Below are 13989 nucleotides of genomic sequence, written 5' to 3'. Positions count from 1 at the left end.
ACGTTGCACTCGTAATTCGCGATCGCCGATACCCCGTGCGTTTCAGAGTTCAGTCAGGCCATGCAGGCGTTTACCTGGAGTGATGAAATACCTTTGACCACCGCCTAATTCGTCGTGCTCGGCGATGGCGCGGCAAAGCGGAACACCGGCCAATCCGATGCCGCACTTTCTTTACCTCACGGCCTGCGAGGTGACGCCGTGCACGAAGCAGGGCCTGCCAAGCGGTGCGAATGCGATCAGTCGTGCCTGCTGAAGATGATCCGCATCATCTTCAGGTTGATGCGAGCGAAACGCCAGAACTGGACGGGAAGGTTCTGGCGCATCCGAAGCTTGGCACCCGTGGGTAGCGGGGCATCGGCGATGCGTTCGGCGGTCCGGACGTCCACTTCCGAGTAACCGTTGTCGTTTCCCATGGGAACGCCTTTCATCTCGGTCATTCCGGAATCAGCCACCAGAACGGCCTGGCCTTGGCCTTATAGATGAACAGATGGTGCAGCAGGACCTTGATCCAGTGGCCGGCCAGTCCGAGCTCACCGGACGTCCCGGCGATGTCGCGACCGGTCTGCGGGTATCTCACCGGGTCGGGGACCACCGGGAACATCGTCATCGCGGCGGCCGAGCCCTCGCGAAACCCGGTGCCGGCCGAGGCGATGCAGGCGGCACCCATGGTCGCCATGGAGGCGCGGTGGGCGGGAGCTGCGGAGCCCTTGGTGATGCGGTCGCGGATGGTCTCGGCGACAGTCTTGGCCATAATGCCCGACGGCATGCCGGTGCGCGGCGGGCTGGGGGTGATGACCGTGCCGGTAACACTTTTTCGCGGCCGGGAAATCGGGTGTGGCGGCGCGAATGCGATGCCCGGCGCGAAAATATTGGGGTAGGCGACGGATTCGTAGGTGTGCGGCCAGTCCTCGGCCGACCATTCATCGTACGGCTTGCCCGAGTAGTCGGCGTCGACCTTGAGGAAGCCCGACGGCGCGAAGAGAGCAGCGGTGATGTCGCGGCCGCCCCTGTCGTAGGCGGCCAGAGTTGCGCCTTTGAACGGCGGCAGCAGCATCGCGAAGTCGAACTCCAGGTGGTGCACCTTGCCGTCGAGCTGTTCGTAACGCAGCTTGCCGTCCATCACCTCGTGCACGTGGGCCTGCGTGATGGCCTTGACCTCGCGTTCGCGAAACAGCGACTCGGTCCACAGCCGGCTGGACTGCATGAAGCCCTTCTCGACGAACCTCATGCCGTCAACACCGAAGTCGCCCAGTTCGTACTCGTTGGTGAGGTAGACGACCTCGGCCAGGTCACGGACCCCGGCCGACCGCAGCCGGTGCTCGACGTTGAAGGTGTACTCGAACGCCGCGCCCTCGCAGGTACAGGTGCCGTGTCCGACACCGATGACCAGGCGCTGCTGCTCCCCGGCCTTCAGCTTCGCGATCACCGTGTCGAGCGCCTTGGCGGCCTCAGCGGCGTGGTCGGCGGTGCACACCGAGTAGGAGTATCCGTCGGGACCGAGGCCCGGGGTGGCGGCGAAGTTCAGCTGCGGGCCGGTGGCGTTGATCAGATAGTCGTAGGTCAGGTTGGCGGTCTGTCCGCGGTGCTCGTCGTCGGTGTAGGTGAAGTCCACCGACGGCGAGGGCTGCTCTGCGGTGCCCTCCGGACGGATGGCTGTCGCGAGCCCCTGATGGAAGGCGATGCCCTTGCGCCGGTAAATCGGTCTCAGTGGAATCAGCACCTTCGCCGGTTCCATCCGGCCCACACCAACCCAGATGTTCGACGGAATCCAGTTCCAGTCGGCGTTCGGGGAAACGACGACGATCTCGTGTTTGCGGGGTAGCCAGCGGCGTAGGTGCAGGGCGGCGGTATGCCCCGCGATGCCGGCGCCGAGAATGATGACTCGTGCCATGGATGCTCCTTGGTCACAGTATGCCCAAAACGCATACTCGTCCCCAAGTGTATACCCGGAGGGGTATATATCGCGACGGGCATCACTAGCGGATCGGCCCAACGATCGGCGGAGATTCTGGCGCCACGTGTTCCATTAGGTCCATTAGGGTTGAAGCGATGAGCCAGTCGGACAACGCCAAAGTGGACGCCAGAACGCTGAGCGGCGTGTCGGAAACGGCGCTGCTGACCCTCAACGGTAGGGCCTACCAAGCCGCCCGGCCTGACCCGATCATTGACGACCCGATGGCGATCAAACTCCTCGAGTCCATCGATTTCGACTTCGAAATGTTTGGGCGCAGAGGCCAAGAGATGGCGTTGCGCTCACTGGCCGTCGATCGGTGTGCAATCGCATACCTAACCAAACACCCCAAGGCCACCGTCGTTGCGCTTGCAGAAGGCTTCCAGACCAGTTTCTGGCGCCTTAGCAGCGTACTACCCGACGCTCAATTCCGTTGGCTGTCAGTTGATTTGGAGCCGGTGATCAAACTTCGGCAGCGCTTGTTGCCGCATTCTGGGCGTATCCGCAGCCTCGCGCGGTCCGCTCTGGACTACACGTGGATGGCCAAGGTGGACAGCAGCAACGGCGTATTCATCACCGCCGAGGGCTTGCTGATGTACCTACAGCCCCACCAGGCAATGGAGCTAATCGCCCAGTGCGCCAAGCGGTTTGCCGGCGGACAGATGTTCTTCGACCTGCCACCGACGGTCGTCAAGAAAATCGCACCCAAAGGGATGCGCTCCTCCAAGCGCTACCGGGTGCCACCAATGCCGTTCAGCCTCTCGGTGCAACAACTGTCAGATCTGGTGGACACCATGCCGGGACTCAAGGCGGTGCACGACGTGCCGATGCCGCAAGGGAGGGGTCTGTTCTTTAAGACCCTGTATCCGGCATTGTGGCGCTTCCCGCCAACGAAGCGATTCCGTGGGGTCTACGCCCTGCTCGATTTTGGCTGAGTTCAAAAGTGCAGCTACCTAGCGTCGGTCCCGGTCAACCTTCGAGCACCCAGGCCCAAGACCACCAGCGCTGCCACCGCCACGAGCAGAAGTGACAACGCCACCGCAGCGTCCGGCTCGTTGACCCGCTGCAGGTAGATCTCCAGCGGAAGGGTGCGGGTGACTCCTTGCCGGGAACCGGCAAACGTCAAGGTTGCGCCGAACTCCCCCAGCGACCGGGCGAATGCCAGCACGGCTCCGGACACCATGCCGGGCAGCAACAGTGGCAGGGTGACCCGCCACCAGATCGTGCTCGGCCGGGCTCCGAGGGTAGCCGCGACAACCTCGTAGTCGGCTCCCGCTGTGCGCGCCGCCCCCTCCAGGGATATCACCAGGAACGGCAGCGAGACGAAGGTCTGCGCCAGCACCACAGCCGTCGTGCTGAACGCGATCTTGATGCCGGCCGCCTCCAGGTAGTGCCCGATCAGGCCGAGCCGGCCGAACGCGTAGAGCAGCGCGATGCCCCCCACCACCGGCGGCAGCACGAGGGGCAGCAGGATCAGCGGCCGCAGCAACCGCACCAGCCGCGCCCGGCTGCGGGCCAGCACCAGCGCCATCGGCACTCCCAGCAGAACGCACAGCATCGTGCTGGCCGCGGCGGTCTTCAGGCTCAGGACCAGTGCTGTCTTTGAGGAGGTGCTGGCGATCAACGACCAGAAGTTGGGCCAATCAACCTTGAGGGCAATCGCAATCAGTGGCAATACCACGAAGATCGTCCCGGCGGCGGCGGGGACGTAAACCCAGCGGGGCAGATCGGCGGGCCGGCGCACAGCAGCTCGTCAGGGCTTGGCAAACCCCGACCGATCCAGGATCTGCCGCCCTGTCTCGGCCGTTACCAGGGCCACGAACTTCCGCGCCAGCTCAGGCTGGGGCGCATTTCTCAACACCGCGATGGGATACACATTCACCGCGCCACCGGCCTCGGGAAACTTGACCGTCGCCACTTTGTCGCCGGCGTTCACTGCGTCGGTGACATAGACCAGCCCGGCATCGGCCTGTCCGGTCGCGACCTTGTTGAGAACGTCGGTCACGCTGAGTTCTTCGCTGACCGGCCGCAGCTGGATCCCGGTGGCGTCCTCGATGCGCCGGGTAGCCGATCCACAAGGCACCGGCTGCTGGCAGATCACCACGCTGAGTCCCGGCCCGGCCAGGTCGGCGAATGATCCGATCCGCTTCGGATTTCCCGGCGCGGTGACGATGACGAGCGTGTTGGAGGCAAAGTTGGCCGGATCTGCGGCCACCAGGCCGGCCCCGGCGACGGTGTCCATCTGGGCGGTGTCTGCCGACGCGAAGACGTCGGCGGTCGCGCCCTGGGTCAGTTGTATCGCCAGCTCGGAGGAACCGGCGAAGTCGAAGTCGACTCCAACGCCGGGGTTGTCCTTCCGGAACTGCTCACCGATCTGAGTGAACGCCGACTTCAGCGATGCCGCGGCGAACACCACGATCGATCGCGAGCCCGGGGCCGGTTGCGCGGGTGGACTACACGCCACCACGCTCCCGGCCAGCCCCCAGATCAGCAGCCTTGATACCAAACCGCCCCGCGTCCCGATCCGGCGCATTGGTCAAACGTAGCAGCCCGGGCCCCTCACCCACGGCCGGCCAAAAGCGCTCCCCAACAGGCCGCAACAGTTATGAAAATCGTCTGCGCGTCGCAGCGGCGCGGAGTTTCGCCGAATAGCTACTGTCCAGTAACATGTACCGGGATTGAGGCCATACATGCCGAGATCCCAGGCAAGGCTCCTGTGGCGGGTGAACTTCCAGGATCTGGGTTCAATGGTGAACACGAGGAGGTCATGGCAGTGGAGGTGCTGGTCACCGGCGGTGACACGGATCTGGGGCGTACAGTTGCCGAGGGTTTTCGCGACGACGGTCACAAACTGACGCTGGTAGGCGCCCGGCGCGACGAGCTGGAGGTTGTCGCCAAGGAACTCGAGGTGGACGCCATTGCCTGCGACACCACCAACCCGGCGAGCCTGACCGAGGTCCGCAGCTTGTTTCCCCATCACCTCGACACCATCGTCAACGTGCCCGCGTCGTCCTGGGAAGCCGGTGATCCGCGGACCTACTCGCTGTCGGACACCGCCGCCGCGTGGCGCAACGCGCTCGATGCGACGGTGCTCTCCGCGGTACTCACGGTGCAATGTGTGGGTGACCATCTGCGCTCCGGTGGTTCCATCATCGGCGTGGTGGCGGAAAACCCGCCCGCAAGCAGCGCCGACGCAGCGGTCAAAGCCGCCCTCTCGAATTGGATCGCCGGGCAGGCCGAGGTTTACGGCACCCGCGGCATCACCGTCAACGCTGTCGCGTGCGGCCGCAGCGTCCAGCCCGGGTACGAGGGTCTTTCCCGCGCACCCGCTCCGGTTGCGGCCGAGATCGCCCGGTTGGCGCTGTTTCTGACCACCCCCGCGGCACGCCACATCACCGGCCAGACACTGCACGTAAGCCACGGCGCGCTGGCGCACTTCGCCTGACCCTGTCGGGTTACCCACGCCGATCGCTACGGTAGATGCCGTGGCTATCAGGCTCGGCTTTCAGATCCCCAACTTCTCCTACGGCACCGGCGTCGAAAAGCTGTTTCCATCAGTCATCGCCCAAGCGCGCGAGGCCGAAGCTGCCGGCTATGACTCGCTATTCCTGATGGACCACTTCTATCAGCTGCCCATGCTCGGGACGCCCGACCAGCCCATGTTGGAGGCGTACACCGCCCTGGGCGCCCTGGCCACCGCGACCGAGCGGCTGCAACTGGGCACCCTGGTGACCGGAAATACCTACCGCAACCCGGCCTTACTGGCCAAGATCATCACCACGTTGGACGTGGTCAGTGCCGGCCGGGCGATTCTCGGCATCGGTGCCGGCTGGTTTGAACTCGAACACCGCCAGCTCGGATTCGAGTTCGGCACCTTCACCGACCGATTCGAGCGGCTCGAGGAGGCGCTGCAGATTCTCGACCCGATGATCACAGGCGAGCGCCCCACCGTCTCGGGCAAGTGGTACACCACCGAATCGGCCATGGCCGAGCCGCGTTACCGGGACCGCATCCCGATCCTGATCGGCGGCGGCGGCGAAAAGAAGACCTTCGCAATCGCCGCCCGTAATGCCGACCATCTCAACATCATCGCGGCGCTCGACGAATTGCCCCGCAAGATGGACGCCGTCGCGGCTCGCTGCGAGGAAGCCGGGCGAGACCCCTCGACGCTGGAGACCAGTGTGATGTTGACCGTGGTGATCGACGAGAAGGCCAAACCGGACCAGCTGCCGGCGGAGACGAGTCGACGCATGGTGATCGGCAGCCCGGCGCAGATCGCCGAACAGGTCCAAGCCAAAGGTGCTCGACGCCGGCGTCGACGGTCTGATCATCAACCTGTCCGCGCACGGATACAGCCCCGGCCTGATCACCACAGCCGCCGAAACGCTGCGCCCGCTGCTCGGGCTCTAGCCGGTGTGGTTGATTACACACGCTCGCACCTGGGTATTCAGCGCCCGGCTTGGCTACGGTAGTAGCTAACTGCCGTTCGCCGGTCAAGGAGACCCCTCAGGAGTAGCCGAGCATGAGCCCCCAGCCAGATCCGACAGCTGAAACACGTCGTAGGCATCGAGTCGTGATCATCGGATCTGGATTCGGCGGCCTCAACGCGGCAAAGAAGCTCAAGCGCGCCGACGTCGACATCAAGTTGATCGCCCGTACCACGCACCACCTGTTCCAGCCGCTGCTCTACCAGGTTGCGACGGGCATCGTGTCCGAAGGCGACATCGCGCCGCCCACCCGGGTCGTGCTGCGCCGGCAGCGAAACGTGCAGGTGCTGCTGGGTGACGTCACGCATATCGATCTGGCCGGTCAGTTCGTCGTGTCTGACCTGCTCGGCCACACCTACGAAACCCCGTACGACAGCCTGATCGTCGCCGCCGGGGCCGGGCAGTCCTACTTCGGCAACGACCACTTCGCCGAGTTCGCGCCGGGCATGAAATCCATCGACGACGCGCTCGAGGTGCGGGGACGGATCTTGAGCGCGTTCGAACAGGCCGAACGGTCCCGTGATCCGGAACGACGGGCCAAGCTACTGACTTTCACCGTCATCGGCGCCGGCCCTACCGGTGTCGAAATGGCCGGGCAGATCGCTGAATTGGCTAGCCACACATTGAAGGGCTCGTTTCGGCACATCGATTCGACCAGGGCGCGAGTGATCCTGCTCGACGCCGCGCCTGCCGTGCTGCCGCCATTCGGCGAAAAGCTCGGTCAGCGCGCGGCCGCCCGGCTGGAAAAGATGGGCGTGGAGATCCAGTTGGGTGCCATGGTCACCGACGTAGACCGCAACGGCATCACCGTCAAAGACTCCGACGGCACCATCCGGCGCATCGAGTCGCAGTGCAAGGTATGGTCCGCCGGTGTCTCGGCCAGTGCCCTGGGTCACGATCTCGCCGAGCAGTCGTCGGTCGAACTCGACCGCGCCGGCCGGGTCAAGGTGCTGCCGGATCTGACGATCCCCGGGCACCCCAACGTGTTCGTCATCGGAGACATGGCAGCGGTCGAGGGCGTGCCCGGGGTGGCGCAGGGAGCCATCCAGGGCGCCAAGTACGCCGCCGGCACAATCAAAGCCGAACTCGCCGGGGCCGATCCGACACAGCGTGAGCCCTTCCAGTACTTCGACAAGGGGTCCATGGCCACAGTGTCGCGGTTTTCCGCGGTGGCCAAGATCGGTCCGGTGGAGTTCAGCGGCCTGATTGCCTGGTTCGCCTGGCTGGTGTTGCACTTGGTCTACTTGGTCGGGTTCAAGACCAAGGTCAGTACGCTGCTGTCCTGGACTGTGACCTTCCTGAGCACTCGGCGCGGTCAGCTGACCATCACCGAACAGCAGGCGTTCGCGCGCACCCGGCTCGAGCAGCTGGCGGTACTGGCGGCCGAGGCGCACCGCCCGGCGGCTCGGCGGGCAAGCTGACAGATAACCGGGCACCCTGCCAGGTGCTCAGTGTCCCGCCACCTGCCAACGTCAAGATCGTCGACGTATCCGGTAGGTCGGAAGCCAATGTCGTTTCGGGATAACGTAGTTCGTTGATAGTCGCCCGCGGTGCCGAGATGACGTCATCGGCCAGCGATCCGGCGCCCAGTTCCACCCGGTGTCGCAGCATCGGGCGGCCATCCCGGTCGGCGCGCAGCGAGCCTGTCCAAAACCCTTCACTTTCACCGTATCTGCCGATCTGAACCCGTTCGCGGAAGCGGAGCTCGCACCCGTCGTGCAGCCGCAGGGCAACGGTCGACAGGTGTCGGGCCGCCGCGGCGACGACCGTCGGCTCCAGGTCCACATCCAGGATTCCGGTCACCTCGATGTCCCAATGGGCTTGGGATGTCGGTGTTTCGACACCGGGCAACGCCACGGTGCCGGCTGCGCTGCGTAGCCGCAGCCGGGCGCCCTGTTCGACGACCACCCGGATGTCGACGATGTCGCCACCAAGCGGGTTTGCCGCCGCCGACACCAGATATATGGTGTCGGGCGCGGTGCAACGAGCCGTGATGCCACCGCGGGATTGGATGCGCGGCAATCGGTTCCGGGCTGCTACCAGCAGGACCTCAGATTGCATCAGCGACTGCCAATTGGGCACGAACCCAGGCCAGCACCGCGGTGGCGGCCGGGTCCTCGGTCAACGACTGCAGCACCGTCGGCCGGCCGTCGCGCACCGCGTCGGCGTCGCGGGACATCACCTGCAAGTCGGCGCCTACCAGCGGGGCAAGGTCAGTCTTGTTGACTACCAACAGATCCGAGTAGGTGACTCCCGGTCCGCCCTTGCGCGGCACTTTGTCGCCGCCAGCCACGTCGACGACGAAGATCTGCACATCCACCAGGCCGGAAGAAAAGGTAGCCGTGAGGTTGTCGCCCCCGGACTCGACCAGGATCAGGTCGAGTGGGTCGTGCGCTGCGATCAAGTCGTCGATCGCATCGAGGTTCGCGGTGATGTCGTCGCGGATCGCGGTGTGCGGGCACCCGCCGGTCTGCACGGCCGCAATCCGGTCGTCGGGCAGCACCGCATGCTTGCGCAGGAAGTCGGCGTCCTCGGTGGTGTAGATGTCGTTGGTCAGCACGGCCAGGGACAACTCGTCGCGCAACTGCCGGCACAGCGCCGCCACGAGCGCGGTCTTGCCGGAGCCCACCGGGCCGCCGATGCCGATGCGCAACGGCTCCCCCGGTTGACGGACCCGTCGTGGACGGTGGCTCTGGGCGTGTGAGTGCGAATGTGTTGACACTGCTTACCTTTCAGGAGGCGAACAAAGGTCGCTCGCGTTCGGCATGGCGTTGCGCCAGCATGTCGAGCAGCGGATCGGACAAGTCGGCCAGTCCGGCGGTGGCCTCGGCGGCGGTGTGTTCGCACAATTGCGACAGCCGGAAGGTCAGCACTGCGACGTCGGTGGGGTCCAGCGCTAGTAGTCGCTGGGCGGCGGTGGCCGAGCCGGTCATGGTGGTGTAGACGATGTGCAGCGCGTTGTGTTGCGGGGTGAGTCCGCTGAGGGCTCCGATGCGTCCTGCGGTTACCGCCAGATGTGGCCGCGGGCCGAGGTCGTCCCAGTCGGCTTCGGGCCACACCGTCCGGGCCAGCCGCGTCAGGCCGCGGCCCTGGCTGCGTGAAGCTTGCCTGGCCGCGGGAGCTGGTGTGCGGGCGTCGGTTTCGTGGTCGGCGTCGGCGGGTGTCAGCTCGCCGCGGTGCACTGCCGCCGCGATCGAGGCCGTGACCAGTCCGTGGCTGCGGATCCGTCGTGTCAGGAACGCCTGCAGGGTGGCCAGATCGGTCACCAGACCGCTGGTGACGGCCTCTTCGATGCCTCCGGAGTGCACGTGCGATCCGGTGGGCAGCCGCGAGTCGGCCAGAGCGAGCAGCACCGCAAGCGAGGTCATCGGAGGGTCACTAGAGGCTACTAGAATAAGAAATATCGTTGCGCCATGGGAAGTTCGGTGGCGGGTTGTTCCTGCCAGACTTCACCGTCAATACGCACGGTAAAGGTGTCGGGATCGACCTCGATGGTGGGTAGTGCGTCGTTGAGCGGCAAGTCGGCCTTGCCCACGGTGCGTACATCGGCCACCGGAACCAGCCGGCGGTTGACTGCGAGCCGGCCGGCCAATCCCGCATCGACGGACGCCGGCGCGACGAAGTGCACGGAAGTGGCGGCCGCAGTGGCCGGGGCGGCGCCGAACATCGGTCGCGGCAGCACCGGCTGGGGCGTGGGTATCGAGGCGTTGGCGTCGCCCATGGCCGCCCAGGCGATCACGCCGCCCTTGAGCACCAGGTCCGGGCGCACCCCAAAAAATGCCGGCTCCCAGAGCACCAGGTCGGCGAGCTTGCCCACCTCGATCGAGCCGATTTCGTGGTCCATGCCGTGTGCGACGGCCGGGCAGATGGTGTATTTGGCGACGTAGCGGCGTGTCCGGTTATTGTCGGCCCGGCCGTCACCGGGCAGTGTGCCGCGACGGCGTTTCATCACGTGGGCGGTCTGCCAGGTGCGCATTATCACCTCGCCGATGCGGCCCATGGCCTGGGAGTCGCTGCCGATCATCGAGATTGCCCCCATGTCGTGCAGCAGATCTTCGGCGGCCATGGTGGACGGGCGGATCCGGCTTTCGGCGAAGGCCAGATCTTCGGGTACCGAGGGATTGAGGTGATGGCAGACCATCAGCATGTCCAGATGCTCGTCGAGCGTGTTCACCGTGTGCGGACGAGTCGGATTGGTGGAACTGGGAAGCACATTCGGCTGTCCGGCCACTTTCATGATGTCGGGTGCGTGGCCGCCGCCGGCGCCCTCGGTGTGGTAGGTGTGGATCGAACGGCCGGCAATGGCGGCAATGGTGTTTTCGACGAATCCCATCTCGTTGAGGGTGTCGGTGTGCAGCGCCACCTGCACCCCGGCGGCGTCGGCAACCCTCAGGCAGGCGTCGATGGCGGCGGGGGTGGATCCCCAGTCCTCGTGCAATTTGAAACCCGACGCGCCGCCGCGCAATTGCTCCCACAACCCCTCGTGGCTGACGGTGTTTCCCTTGCCGAGCAGGGCAAAGTTCACCGGCCAGCAATCCAGTGATTCCAGCATCCGGGCCAGATGCCATGCCCCGGGGGTGACGGTGGTGGCCTTGGTGCCTTCGGCGGGGCCGGTTCCGCCGCCGATGATGGTCGTGATGCCCGCGCCCAGCGCTACGGGTATCAGCTGCGGGCAGATCAAGTGTACGTGACAGTCGATGGCGCCGGCGGTGAGAATGCGCCCGTTGCCGCCGATGACCTCGGTGGAGGGTCCGACGACCAGATCCGGATGCACACCCGACATGGTGTCGGGATTACCGGCCTTGCCGATCGCGACGACGCGGCCATCACGAATCCCGATGTCGGCCTTGATGATTCCCCAATAGTCGATAATCACTGCACCGGTGATGACAGTGTCGGGCGCGCCGTCGGCCCGGGTCGCGCGCCCCTGACCCATCGACTCGCGCAACACCTTGCCGCCACCGAAGACTGCCTCGTCACCGGCCAGTCCCGGCCCACCGCAGCGGTCTTCGCTGATTTCGACCAGTAGATCGGTGTCGGCCAGTCTGATCCGGTCACCGGTGGTAGGACCGTACAGCTGCGCGTAGCGCTCCCGGGTCAACCGCATCATGAAGCGTCGAGCCTTCCCGGGGGATCCAGTGTCAGCCCGTGGACCTCGCGTCGCCCGCGTAGCGGAACCAGCTGGACGGTCCGGGAAACGCCCGGCTCGAAGCGGACCGCGGTGGCCGCCGGAATGTCCAACCGGTAGCCATGGGCCGCCGCGCGATCGAACGACAGCGCCGCATTGGCCTGTGGAAGGTGGACGTGACTGCCGACCTGGACCGGACGGTCACCGGTGTTGATGACCCGCATCTCCAGCTGCTGCGCGCCCGCGTTGATGTCGATGTCGCCGGTGCCGTAAAGGATTTCGCCGGGAATCATGCGATTGGATGATGGACGGTGACCAACTTGGTGCCGTCCGGGAATGTTGCTTCCACTTGCACATCTGTGATCATCTCCGGTACTCCCTCCATCACGTCGTCGCGGCCCAGCACATCACATCCGCTGGCCATCAGCTCGGCAACGGTGCGGCCGTCCCGCGCGCCTTCCAGGATGTGGTCGGTGATTACGGCGACGGCTTCGGGGTGATTGAGGCGCAAACCGCGGCCCCGACGGCGGCGGGCCAGCTCGGCGGCGTAGGACAACAGAAGTCGCTCTTGCTCATGCGGCGTCAGACGCATGGCCTCCGATCCTGCCATGGGCGCCGCGGTGTTGCGCGCGGGAGCCGCATTCACAGCTGTCTTTCAGCGTGAAGTGCGTCGCGGCGGCCGGCGGGGTAGGTACGGTGAAGTGCGGCGCGCCGAGGGGGCCGCCCGGACGAGTTCGCCGTACCCGGAGAGCGACAAGACGGTGAGTGCGGGAAATGTGGCGCGCCGGCATATCGGAACGGTCCAGTGGACTTGCCCTTCGCTTATTGCCGGTCGCCGGTGCGTCCTCCCGCCTTGAGTTGCTTCTGGACGAGAGGACACCGTGATGACAAATCCGTTCGCTGGCCAAGCCGACATCCCGAACCGGGAGGGCCTGTGGGCTCAGCAGGCCGAAGCCGAGTTGCCCACCCGCCGCCACCGCGAAGAAATAGACCGCTGCATCGCCCACGGCCTACAAGCCGCCCCCACGATCAACGACCGGACGCTGTCGACCTTTGCCCGTGGTGAACTCCCCCACTTCGCCGGGGAACGCGGAACCTTCCTCAAGGCGCCGTTTCTCGAGGACGTGAACGACGTCGCCGACGCCGAGGTGGCCGTCTTCGGGGCACCGCTGGATGCCGGCACCACCTACCGCCCGGGCACCCGATTCGGGCCGATGGGAATCCGCCGCTCGACCAACCTGTTCGGCACATACTGCTACGAATTGGGCGTCGACCTGCGAGAACAGCTCAACATCGTCGACATCGGCGACGTGGTCACCATTCCCGCCAACATCGAGAAGTCGTTCGACCAGATCAGCCAGGCCATGGCCCATGTGGTGTCCAACGGTGTGTTCCCGGTCGTGCTCGGTGGCGACCACTCGATCGGCTTCCCAACGGTGCGGGGCCTGGCCCCCTACCTGGACGGCAACGTGGGCATCATCCATTTCGACCGGCACGTCGACACCCAGGAAACCGATCTGGACGAGCGGATGCACACCACGCCGTGGTTCCACGCCACCAACATCAAGAACGCCCCGGCCACCAACCTGGTGCAGATCGGCATCGGTGGATGGCAGGCGCCGCGCGCCGGCGTCCAGGTGGGCCGCCAGCGCGGTAGCACCGTCATCACGGTCGGAGACGTCGAACGCGTCGGGATCGAAAAGGTCGCCGAGATCGCGCTCGAAACGGCGTGGAAGGACGCCAAGGCGGTGTATCTGTCGTTCGACATCGACGTCATCGATGCCGGGTTCGTGCCCGGCACCGGCTGGCCCGAGCCCGGCGGGCTACTGCCGCGGGAAGCCCTCAACCTGATCCGGATGATCTCCGAACCCGGTCTGAACGGCATCGAGGTGGTGGAGTGCTCACCGCCCTACGACTGGGCCGAGCAGACCGCGCTGATGAGCAGCAGGGTCATCCTGGACAGCCTGGCCGTCATGGTGCGGGCCGGAAAGCTGGGCAAGAAACCGGCCACCCTCGAGCGGCACGCGTGGGGGCCCTTCGCCGATTGACTCAGCCTCGCAGGATCAGCCGATGAACGTCTACTGCCGAGACCGTCTCGCGCGCACCTATATACGCGCGAGACGCGGGCGCGCGACAACCCGTGCGCCACCGGGTTTGTCGCCCTGCCAAAAGCTACGTTCGGTGCCGCTGGGCGACGTTACCGACGTAACCCGTCACTACTGCCCACAATCCTCCGGATTGTCACTCAAGTTCGCTCATTTTACGTATAGCAAACGTTGCTTGGCATCGTTGCCGAACGTGATCTGCCGTGTGCGTCGTTGCCACACGGCACCTCCGATGCCGCGAGTGCGGACTGCGTCGGCCCGCTTCCCGATGATGGGCGATCGACTGATCAATCGCAGTGGTCAGAATTCCTCTCGAAT

Annotated in this window: 15 protein-coding genes and 1 riboswitch; of the genes, 5 read left to right on the top strand and 10 right to left on the bottom strand. The window is 65.4% G+C overall.

The genetic code is table 11. The features are described 5' to 3' along the window. Positions 1-236: 236 nt before the first annotated feature. Together B4U45_RS00630 and B4U45_RS00625 are read right to left on the bottom strand one after the other, a co-directional pair. Complete coding sequence (locus B4U45_RS00630; protein WP_075546580.1) at positions 237-437, bottom strand: hypothetical protein; 201 nt, start codon at positions 435-437, stop codon at positions 237-239. Next, the gene (locus tag B4U45_RS00625) at positions 434-1891 is read right to left on the bottom strand and encodes an NAD(P)/FAD-dependent oxidoreductase (RefSeq protein ID WP_083153847.1); all 1458 of its coding nucleotides are present in this window, start codon (positions 1889-1891) and stop codon (positions 434-436) included. Before B4U45_RS00625 ends, B4U45_RS00630 begins: the two co-directional genes overlap by 4 nt. 158 nt (positions 1892-2049) lie before the next feature. Between B4U45_RS00625 and B4U45_RS00620 the strand changes: the two genes are divergently transcribed. Further along, positions 2050-2886, top strand: coding sequence for a class I SAM-dependent methyltransferase (locus tag B4U45_RS00620; protein ID WP_075546582.1), 837 nt, complete (start codon positions 2050-2052; stop codon positions 2884-2886). A 14-nt stretch (positions 2887-2900) separates the two neighbouring features. Here B4U45_RS00620 and B4U45_RS00615 read toward each other — a convergent pair whose 3' ends face one another. Together B4U45_RS00615 and modA are read right to left on the bottom strand one after the other, a co-directional pair. Beyond that, positions 2901-3695 (bottom strand): ABC transporter permease, encoded by a 795-nt coding sequence (locus tag B4U45_RS00615; protein ID WP_075546583.1) that lies wholly within the window; start codon positions 3693-3695, stop codon positions 2901-2903. A gap of 9 nt (positions 3696-3704) precedes the next feature. Continuing rightward, a complete protein-coding gene (gene modA / locus B4U45_RS00610) occupies positions 3705-4484 on the bottom strand; it encodes a molybdate ABC transporter substrate-binding protein (protein ID WP_075546584.1) in 780 nt (259 codons plus the stop codon). Between the two features lie 234 nt (positions 4485-4718). On the opposite strand from modA, the gene B4U45_RS00605 reads away from it, so the two are divergent. The 3 genes from B4U45_RS00605 to B4U45_RS00595 are packed head-to-tail and all read left to right on the top strand — an operon-like array spanning position 4719 to position 7859. Then, positions 4719-5396 carry an SDR family oxidoreductase gene (locus tag B4U45_RS00605; RefSeq protein WP_075546585.1) on the top strand — a complete coding sequence of 226 codons (678 nt, stop codon included), beginning with the start codon at positions 4719-4721 and terminating at the stop codon, positions 5394-5396. 40 nt (positions 5397-5436) lie between these two features. Continuing rightward, complete coding sequence (locus tag B4U45_RS00600) at positions 5437-6423, top strand: LLM class F420-dependent oxidoreductase (protein ID WP_241780219.1); 987 nt, start codon at positions 5437-5439, stop codon at positions 6421-6423. Between the two features lie 50 nt (positions 6424-6473). After that, a complete protein-coding gene (locus B4U45_RS00595; RefSeq protein ID WP_083153846.1) occupies positions 6474-7859 on the top strand; it encodes an NAD(P)/FAD-dependent oxidoreductase in 1386 nt (461 codons plus the stop codon). Here B4U45_RS00595 and B4U45_RS00590 read toward each other — a convergent pair. The 6 genes from B4U45_RS00590 to B4U45_RS00565 are packed head-to-tail and all read right to left on the bottom strand — an operon-like array spanning position 7765 to position 12158. Then, a complete protein-coding gene (locus B4U45_RS00590) occupies positions 7765-8499 on the bottom strand; it encodes an urease accessory protein UreD (RefSeq protein ID WP_082275353.1) in 735 nt (244 codons plus the stop codon). The two genes, B4U45_RS00595 and B4U45_RS00590, sit on opposite strands and share 95 nt — an antisense overlap. Next, entirely contained in the window at positions 8489-9160 is a 672-nt protein-coding gene (ureG, locus tag B4U45_RS00585; protein WP_075546588.1) for an urease accessory protein UreG, read from the bottom strand. Before ureG ends, B4U45_RS00590 begins: the two co-directional genes overlap by 11 nt. A gap of 10 nt (positions 9161-9170) precedes the next feature. Next, entirely contained in the window at positions 9171-9806 is a 636-nt protein-coding gene (locus tag B4U45_RS00580) for an urease accessory protein UreF (RefSeq protein WP_075546589.1), read from the bottom strand. 20 nt (positions 9807-9826) lie between these two features. Beyond that, on the bottom strand, positions 9827-11548 hold the full coding sequence (locus tag B4U45_RS00575; protein ID WP_075546590.1) for an urease subunit alpha: 1722 nt from the start codon (positions 11546-11548) through the stop codon (positions 9827-9829). Then, positions 11545-11859 (bottom strand): urease subunit beta, encoded by a 315-nt coding sequence (locus B4U45_RS00570; protein WP_075546591.1) that lies wholly within the window; start codon positions 11857-11859, stop codon positions 11545-11547. Before B4U45_RS00570 ends, B4U45_RS00575 begins: the two co-directional genes overlap by 4 nt. Next, positions 11856-12158, bottom strand: coding sequence for an urease subunit gamma (locus tag B4U45_RS00565; protein ID WP_075546633.1), 303 nt, complete (start codon positions 12156-12158; stop codon positions 11856-11858). The genes B4U45_RS00570 and B4U45_RS00565 overlap by 4 nt, the downstream gene beginning before the upstream one ends. A gap of 108 nt (positions 12159-12266) precedes the next feature. Then, positions 12267-12334: riboswitch (guanidine-III (ykkC-III) riboswitch) on the top strand. A gap of 116 nt (positions 12335-12450) precedes the next feature. Between B4U45_RS00565 and B4U45_RS00560 the strand changes: the two genes are divergently transcribed. Next, on the top strand, positions 12451-13614 hold the full coding sequence (locus B4U45_RS00560) for an agmatinase family protein (protein WP_075546592.1): 1164 nt from the start codon (positions 12451-12453) through the stop codon (positions 13612-13614). Positions 13615-13989: the final 375 nt, after the last annotated feature.

Origin of the sequence: Mycobacterium persicum (genome assembly GCF_002086915.1) — a bacterium.
In the GTDB taxonomy this organism is placed as follows: Bacteria; Actinomycetota; Actinomycetes; order Mycobacteriales; family Mycobacteriaceae; genus Mycobacterium; species Mycobacterium persicum.
Note: the sequence above shows the minus strand (reverse complement) of the source record. Positions and strands in the feature narration are given on the sequence as shown.

Bases quoted from the DNA above. Each gene is read 5' to 3' on its own strand.
- B4U45_RS00630 (WP_075546580.1), bottom strand. From the start codon at position 437: ATGACCGAGATGAAAGGCGTTCCCATGGGAAACGACAACGGTTACTCG.
- B4U45_RS00625 (WP_083153847.1), bottom strand. From the start codon at position 1,891: ATGGCACGAGTCATCATTCTCGGCGCCGGCATCGCGGGGCATACCGCC.
- B4U45_RS00620 (WP_075546582.1), top strand. From the start codon at position 2,050: ATGAGCCAGTCGGACAACGCCAAAGTGGACGCCAGAACGCTGAGCGGC.
- modA (WP_075546584.1), bottom strand. From the start codon at position 4,484: ATGCGCCGGATCGGGACGCGGGGCGGTTTGGTATCAAGGCTGCTGATC.
- B4U45_RS00605 (WP_075546585.1), top strand. From the start codon at position 4,719: ATGGCAGTGGAGGTGCTGGTCACCGGCGGTGACACGGATCTGGGGCGT.
- B4U45_RS00595 (WP_083153846.1), top strand. From the start codon at position 6,474: ATGAGCCCCCAGCCAGATCCGACAGCTGAAACACGTCGTAGGCATCGA.
- B4U45_RS00590 (WP_082275353.1), bottom strand. From the start codon at position 8,499: ATGCAATCTGAGGTCCTGCTGGTAGCAGCCCGGAACCGATTGCCGCGC.
- B4U45_RS00580 (WP_075546589.1), bottom strand. From the start codon at position 9,806: ATGACCTCGCTTGCGGTGCTGCTCGCTCTGGCCGACTCGCGGCTGCCC.
- B4U45_RS00575 (WP_075546590.1), bottom strand. From the start codon at position 11,548: ATGATGCGGTTGACCCGGGAGCGCTACGCGCAGCTGTACGGTCCTACC.
- B4U45_RS00570 (WP_075546591.1), bottom strand. From the start codon at position 11,859: ATGATTCCCGGCGAAATCCTTTACGGCACCGGCGACATCGACATCAAC.
- B4U45_RS00565 (WP_075546633.1), bottom strand. From the start codon at position 12,158: ATGCGTCTGACGCCGCATGAGCAAGAGCGACTTCTGTTGTCCTACGCC.
- B4U45_RS00560 (WP_075546592.1), top strand. From the start codon at position 12,451: ATGACAAATCCGTTCGCTGGCCAAGCCGACATCCCGAACCGGGAGGGC.